The sequence below is a fragment of the bacterium genome (genome assembly GCA_024224155.1).
Lineage (GTDB): Bacteria > Acidobacteriota > Thermoanaerobaculia > Multivoradales > JAHEKO01 > CALZIK01.
Genome location: JAAENP010000533.1, coordinates 22,762 through 29,350 on the forward strand (window position 1 = coordinate 22,762; position 6,589 = coordinate 29,350).

Genomic DNA, 6,589 nt, shown 5'->3' on the forward strand with positions numbered 1-6,589 from the left:
ATGCGCCAGCTTTCCGGCCTGGACGCGGGCTTCCTGACGCTCGAGACCAAGTCCGCACCGATGTTGATCGGTTCGGTCTCGGTGCTTGACCCGAATACTCCGACCGGCCGACTCACGGTCGAGCGCTTCCGTACAGTCCTGGGCGAGCGCCTTCAGGGCGCGGTCGCGCTGCGCCGCCGCCTGGCCTCCCTGCCGCTGGACTTGTCTCGACCTTATTGGATCGAGCTCTCGCCCGAGGATGTCGACCTCGAAGTCCACGTCGAGCGGACCCGGCTCCCCGAGCCCGGCGGCTGGCACGAGCTCTCGGAATTGATGGCTTTCGAACTCAGCCAACCGCTCGACCGCAAGCTCCCGCTCTGGCAGATCCTGTTCGTCGAAGGCCTGAACACTGTTCCTGGCGCTCCGGAGAACGCGGTCGCTCTGATCGCGCGAGTACACCACGCGGCCGTCGACGGAGTTTCGGGGGCGGAGATCCTGGGTATGCTATTCGATGGGTCTCGCGCCATCGGTCCGGCTGCCGACCCGGCTTCGGACCCGGCTTCCGATCGACCTCGCGAGCCCCGAGCGCTGGATCTTCTGACACGCGCGGGCCGCGATCTGGCGTCGCTTCCTCGCTCGGTTCCGGCCGTGGTGGGCCAATCGCTGCTAGGCCTCGCCGGAGGCGCCTGGTCCCGCGTGCGCAAGGGCGACGGCCCGCCCCGGCTGTTCTCGGCGCCGAGGACACCACTGAACCGGCCGATCGCAGCCGAGCGCTCCTGGGCGCCGGCGATCCTCGAGCTCGACCGCCTTAAAGCCATCAAGAACAAGGAAAACGCCACGGTTAACGATGTGGTTCTATCCATCTGCTCCGGTGCTTTGCGCGGCTGGATGCAAGACACCGAGGATCTACCCGACGAGCCACTCGTCGCCATGGTTCCGGTCTCGGTGCGTGGCGACGCGGAGAAGGCACGAGCCGGTAACCTGGTCTCGGCGATGCTGGTCTCGCTCGCCACAGATGAGCCCGAGCCGCTTGCGAGATTGCGGACCATCCGCGACGCCGCCCGCTCGTCCAAGGTCGCGCTGCAAGCCGTAGGCGCTCGCACACTCGTGCGCTCGGCCGAGCTCTTTCCCTTCGCTCTGTCAGGGCTCGGCGTGCGCCTCTACTCGCGCCTCCACCTCGCCGAACGCCACCGGCCGATGTTCAACCTGGTGATCACCAACGTGCCGGGTCCACCTCGGCCTCTGACCGTGGGCGGAGCGAGAATGCTCATGCATGTCGGCGCCGCTCCCCTCTTCGACGGCCTCGGGTTGATTCTGCCGGTCTTCAGCTACGCTGGCTCGATCTCGATCGGGGTCACCGCGGATCGCCGGATCATGCCCGATGCCGCAGGATTCGCCGACCGGCTCAAGGCGAGTCTCGACGAGCTCGAGAGCGCGGTTTCCGAAGCAGGCTGAAACCGGTCGAAGCCCGACCGGAGTATCCTTCGGCACGTGAGCACCGAGAAGACCTCGGCGGCGAAGATCGACGGCCTCGCGGCCGGTGCGGCCGGTTTCCTGGGAGTGCTGGCCGCTCCGCTCCTGGCCGAGCTTCCGCAGCCACTGCTTCGGTGGGGAGCTGTCGGTATTGCCTTGGCCGGCGCGGCCGCGCTCCTTTCGGCGCGCCGGTCGGGGCGCCAGTCGGAGCGCCGGTCAGGGCGCCGGCGCAAACCCGCTCTTACCGCAGCCGGGGCCGCCATGTTGGCCCTTGCTCTCTCGCTCTGGCTGGCGCCCGCTCTCGAGGCCATGCCCCGCGAGGCTCGCAGCACGCTGGCGGTCACCGTTCTCATGGCCTGCTGGTGGATCTCGGTGGCGATTCCAATTCCGGCTACTTCGCTGCTACCCCTGGTTCTGTTTCCGGCCCTGGGGGTGATGCCCAGTAGCGTCACCGCGGCCGCTTACGCCAACAACAACATCTTCCTCTTCATGGGAGGCTTCATTCTGGCGCTGGGCGTCCAGCGCTGGGGACTGCACCGGCGCATTGCTCTTCTCATCGTGCGAGCCATCGGCACCAATCCCTCCCGGATGGTGCTCGGCTTCATGCTGGCGACGGCATTCCTTTCCATGTGGATCTCGAACACCGCGACGACGCTGATGATGCTGCCCATCGCCCTGGCGGTCATCGCTTCCCTCGGCGAGGTGACTGAAGCTCCGAGTCCGGGAGGCTTCGCGCCGGCCTTGCTTCTAGGAGTCGCTTATTCCGCCTCGATCGGCGGCCTGGCGACGCCGATCGGCACGCCGCCCAACATCTCCTTCCTACGTATCCAGGAAATCATCTATCCGGCGGCGCCGATCATCCCATTCGGGCGCTGGACGCTAGCCTTCCTGCCGTTGGTTGCGATTTTTCTACCGGCTACATGGCTCGTGTTGACGCGCCTGGTGTTCCCGCTGAAGCGTCGCGACGTCGGCGCCGGGGCCTCGGTGATCGACGCCGAGCTGCGCAACCTGGGGCGGATCGGCCCCGCCGAGAGGCGGATGCTGTGGATCTTCGGCGCCACGGCGGTGCTCTGGATCACCCGGGCCGACCTGGCACTCGGCCCCGTCACGGTTCCGGGATGGGCGGGAGTCATCGAGAGGCTCGTAGGCACGCCTTTCTCCTCCGGGAATCTGCACGATGCCACCGTGGCGGTGGCCATGGCGATCCTGACCTTCCTGGTGGCCGGAGATCCGGACCACGAAGGCCGACGCCGCGCGTTGATGGACTGGGAGACCGCGGTGAAACTCCCCTGGGGCATCCTGCTGCTCTTCGGCGGCGGCTTCGCCCTGGCCGGCGCGTTTCAGGAGACCGGACTCTCCCGCTACCTCGGCGAATCCTTTGCCGGCCGTGTCGAAGGGGCGCATCCCTTGGCTCTGGTCGCCGCGGTCTGTTTTCTGCTCACCTTCCTCACCGAGGTCACCTCCAACACCGCCACTACCGAAGTCATGCTGCCGGTCCTGGGCGGGGCGGCCGGCGCCATGGCGGTCCATCCGCTGCTACTGATGCTGCCCGCGACGCTTTCGGCCAGTTGCGCCTTCATGCTGCCGATCGCCACGCCGCCCAACGCCATCATCTTCGGCTCGGGGCAGGTCGAGATGCGCCAAATGGTGCGCGCCGGCATTGTGCTCAACCTGATCGGGGTCGTTCTGATCTCGCTCTTTTTTTACCTGGTTTCCTCGTGGCTACTCGGGATCGATCTGGACCTCGTCCCGGCGTGGGCCGCGACGACTTCCTAGCCGAACCTCAAGAACGGCCTCCCGGCCGCCCCCGTTCACAGCCTCCACAACCGTCAAGGACGCCGGGTGCCGAGCTCGAGCACAAGTCACGCGCCGCAACGCAAACCCGAAGCCCACTCTGCTCCGAGTTGGAACCAGGTCGAGGCGTGGCTGAGGGGGACTCCACCTGCTCAACCAGCCTCGCCTTTGAAACCGCTAGCTTCCGGAACCGGTCTTCGCCTCGGCGGACGAGCCCGCCGTAGGGGGTGGCGGCCGGTATCCCCGCTTCGCCAGCTTGACGGTCGCCTGCTCGATGTATCGGTCGCTGGCGGTCCTCCGGCACTCGATCCGCTCTTCGCTACCCTCGAAGAAGAATCGGACCCGGACGCTTGCGTTGGCGTCGTCTTGCCACTGACCGGCCTGAGACTCCTGCTGCAGGATCTCGAAGTGGGTGTAGCCCGCGGCAAGGCAAATCGATCCGGCCTTCTCGTAGACCTTCCTCATGGCCTGTCCGCGACTCATCCAGAACTTGACCTTGACTCGATGACTGATGACAAAGAGGTCGTCATCCAGCTGGTCGAAGGTGACCACCGCCATTGCAATCTGGGGCGCGATCAAGGTCGCGATGCCGATCAGAATCAGTATTTTTGTGGCTTTCATTGTGCGTCTCCTTTTGTCATTGCGAATCTGCCCAGGCGTTGCCAGCCGGATCCGCGGTTTGTCGTCGGGGGTCGTAAGTGCAAGGGAGCGACCGGACCGTGCCGGTCGATCTCTCAGTCACGATTACCCAGTTCATGTCGGTGTTTCCGCGCGTTCGACGGCTCCGCCGGGGCTGCGCAGCGAGCAATGCCGGCCGGCCGGCCCCGTCGGGTTTCCCTGACGGGTGTGAGGGAAGCCATACACCTCGAGGAGAGACGGCCCGCTCCCTGCGGCCAGGTTTGCTGCGGTCCGCCGGTGGCATCACCCTTGCGCATCTGACTATCGGTCTGATGTTCAGCGAACCTAGAATGGAGGCCCGATGAAGTCTCACAGCACCTCGCTGCAGAGGAGACGCGGCGCGACCTGGGCGCTGTTGCTTCTTCTCTCGTCCGCGTCGCTCGCGGCCCAGCCGCCGGCCGCGCCGGAACCGCCGCGATTCGAGATCGAGATGATCGCCGTCGAGGGCGCCGAGAAGATCTCGCCCGAGATCGTGATCTCCGAGTCTCATCTGGAGCAGGGCGGCTCGTACACCGAGTCGGAGCTGCGCGACGCGCGGTATCGCATCGTCAGACTGCCCTTTGTCCTCGACGCCGAGTTCTCGCTCCGCAAGGGCTCGAAGCGGGGGCTCTACGAGCTCGTCATTACGGTCGAGGACACGCGACGCTGGTTCTTCGGCGTCGACCTCGAGCTCATTCGCTGGGCCCAGCCCATCTCGTTCGCCGGCCTGGATACCGACGACTACTCGGCCGCCTTCGCGGGCCTCAGCGGGCGCCGCTTCTCGGTCGGTCGCCAAGGCGTTTTCTTCGTGGCGGCGGGCGGCGAAGACGGCAGCCTGCACCTCGGATTCACCCAGTACGACCTCCTCGATCGCAGCATCCTGCTCGGGGTGACCGTTTCCGCGACCGACTGCGCTCCGGAGGAGCCGTCCGAGGGCCCAAGGGGCGGTTCCTGCCTGACGGACCTCTACGAGCTGGGCCTCGATCCCACCTTCAGCACCTGGACCGCCGACGGCCACAGCGCTCGCGTTGGGCTCGACCTGGGGGTCCCGGTGCGCGGCAACCAGTCGGTGCGATTCGCGGGTTCCTTTCGCAGCACCTCCTCCGGTTTCCGGCGCCAGGCCTACGAGCCGGGGTCTTTCGGCTTCTTCGATTTCGACAACCTGAAGGACCTGCAGGCCAACCTGTCATGGGTCTACAACTCGACCGACGAGCCGGTCTTCCCGACCGCAGGCACGAGCCTCGAGGCGGGGCTCAACTTCAACGCCCTGAGGACCGACCTCCAGAGCGTCACCCTCCAGGGTCTCCGTCCCGACATCCGGGCGTCGATGGACTCGCGCGAGCTGGGCCTCCAGATCACCGGCTCACGTTACTGGTCGGTGACTCGCCGCCAGACCCTGTCGGCGAAGCTCGGGCTCTTCCTGGGCCGCAGCGACATCGAGAACGTTCCCACCGAGGGGCGGGAGCTTTTGACCGGCAAGCTGAATGTCGCACGCGGCTCCTTCACCGCCGGTCACGCCAAGTTCCTCAGACGCAAACGGATCGGGAGCCGCTGGCGCGATGTTCGCTGGGAGACCGATCTCGAGTTTCGCTACGAGGGGACCTCGCCCGACTTCGGGCAATCCGAGAACCCCGTCGGGGGTTACCGAGTCGGCACGGGAATCGCCCTGCGCAACACCTGGGGCTTCTTCCGCTTCAAGCTGAGCTATCTCGACCTGGAGGGTCGCTAGTGCGGGCCCCCTCTTGGCTGATACTTGGGCTGCCGCTCGGGCTGCTGCTGCTCGCCCCCTCCCCGGCGCCGGCGGACGCCGTGCGGTTGGATCTCGATCCCGAGCGCGGCGTGGTCCTCTCCTCCCTGCCGCCGATCCTCGCCGAAGACGAGGTGCGCAGGCACCTGACCACGGGACTCACGACCACTTTCCTGTTCCGCCTCGAGCCACAGCCGCGCGAGTTCGCAGCCGGTGCCCGGGTCGAGGTGCGCTATGAGCTCTGGGACGAGGTGTTTCAGGTGGCCGTTTTGACGGTCGACGGCCGGCCCAAGAGGATCGTGGTGCCGAGCTTCGACGAGCTCGCCTCCTGGTGGCAACAGCTCAGCTTGCTGGTGATGGAGCTCGAGGCTCAGAGGACGGCCGAACGTGAAGTTCACGTCGTTCTCGATGTCATACCATTTTCGCAAGCCGAGCGCGACGACACCGAGCGCTGGTTTTCGGAGACCATCGGCGCCGCTTCGCGCGGCGACGGTGAGGAGGCCGATCGCTCGCTAGATGACCGGCAAGAGTCCCTGGTGAGAGTCCTCTCCGTCATGATCGCCACCTCGATCCAGCGCCGCGCGCTGACCTCCTACGAATGGACGCTGGAGCTACCCGGAGAACACTCGCCATGAAGCTGGCCACCTCCCTGGTTTCGGTCGTCGTGCTGGTCGGAGCGACCGCACTGCTCTTCAATTCATTCCAACGCCAGCTTTCCGGAGCTTCCTTCGCTTTCGGCGCTCCGGCCGAGGTTCTGACCGAGCTCCAGGCGTCGCTCGAAGACCAACGGCAGCTGGCGCAATTGGACCCGGCGGGCGAAGCGAGCTACCGCGCTCGCTTTGACGCGCTCGAGACGACCGTCCATCGGCTCCAGATCCTCGAGCACAACCGGGATAGTCTCGCGCGCCGCTATGAGCTCATCCTGCTCGCGGTCTTCAC

Annotated in this window: 6 protein-coding genes; 5 read left to right on the plus strand and 1 reads right to left on the minus strand. The window is 66.2% G+C overall.

Annotated features, from left to right (window positions below; translation table 11 throughout):
* Positions 1-1,434 (plus strand): wax ester/triacylglycerol synthase family O-acyltransferase, encoded by a 1,434-nt coding sequence (locus GY769_24970; GenBank protein MCP4205176.1) that lies wholly within the window; start codon positions 1-3, stop codon positions 1,432-1,434.
* Between the two features lie 279 nt (positions 1,435-1,713).
* A complete protein-coding gene (locus GY769_24975) occupies positions 1,714-3,228 on the plus strand; it encodes a hypothetical protein (GenBank protein ID MCP4205177.1) in 1,515 nt (504 codons plus the stop codon).
* Between the two features lie 195 nt (positions 3,229-3,423).
* Here the strand turns inward: GY769_24975 and GY769_24980 are convergent, their stop codons facing one another.
* On the minus strand, positions 3,424-3,867 hold the full coding sequence (locus GY769_24980; protein MCP4205178.1) for a hypothetical protein: 444 nt from the start codon (positions 3,865-3,867) through the stop codon (positions 3,424-3,426).
* 358 nt (positions 3,868-4,225) lie between these two features.
* Between GY769_24980 and GY769_24985 the strand changes: the two genes are divergently transcribed.
* The 3 genes from GY769_24985 to GY769_24995 all read left to right on the plus strand — a co-directional run.
* Entirely contained in the window at positions 4,226-5,632 is a 1,407-nt protein-coding gene (locus tag GY769_24985; GenBank protein MCP4205179.1) for a BamA/TamA family outer membrane protein, read from the plus strand.
* Positions 5,632-6,285: a hypothetical protein gene (locus GY769_24990; protein MCP4205180.1), complete on the plus strand. Its 654-nt coding sequence runs from the start codon at positions 5,632-5,634 to the stop codon at positions 6,283-6,285. The genes GY769_24985 and GY769_24990 overlap by 1 nt, the downstream gene beginning before the upstream one ends.
* The coding region (locus GY769_24995; GenBank protein MCP4205181.1) for a hypothetical protein at positions 6,282-6,589 on the plus strand (308 nt) is incomplete at its 3' end. The genes GY769_24990 and GY769_24995, both read left to right, overlap by 4 nt.